The sequence below is a fragment of the Streptomyces sp. NRRL F-2664 genome (assembly GCF_000719345.1).
Taxonomy (GTDB): Bacteria; Actinomycetota; Actinomycetes; order Streptomycetales; family Streptomycetaceae; genus Streptomyces.
Genome location: NZ_JOFX01000503.1, coordinates 1 through 289, shown reverse-complemented (window position 1 = coordinate 289; position 289 = coordinate 1). Strand labels below are relative to the sequence as shown.

Annotated in this window: 1 protein-coding gene; it reads left to right on the top strand. The window is 66.1% G+C overall.

Annotation, left to right across the window (positions count from 1 at the left end):
* Positions 1 to 67: 67 nt before the first annotated feature.
* Positions 68 to 289, top strand: a 222-nt coding sequence (locus IF89_RS0136715) for a helix-turn-helix domain-containing protein (RefSeq protein WP_199820692.1), incomplete at its 3' end; no start/stop codon positions are given.

The following is a 289-nucleotide window of genomic DNA, read 5'->3' as shown; positions in this document are numbered from 1 at the left end:
CGGGCGAGGCCCTCGGGTTGTTGAGCGGGATATCTGACGTCCGCAGCTTTACAACACGGGGGCCTCGTTGGTTCCTTTTCGTGCGGTACTCGATGTCCCCCATGCACTCGTGGAGTGGGTCACGATGCTCATCCTCACCCGGGAGGGTGGCCGGCGGTGCAAGCTGCGGCCTTCACAGCGGGCTCTGGCCGCGTTGGTGTACCTGCGGAGGAATGACACCCTGCAGCAGGTGGCGGCCGGCTTCGGCATCAGCGTCGGCACCGCACATGCGTGCGTACACGCGACGGTG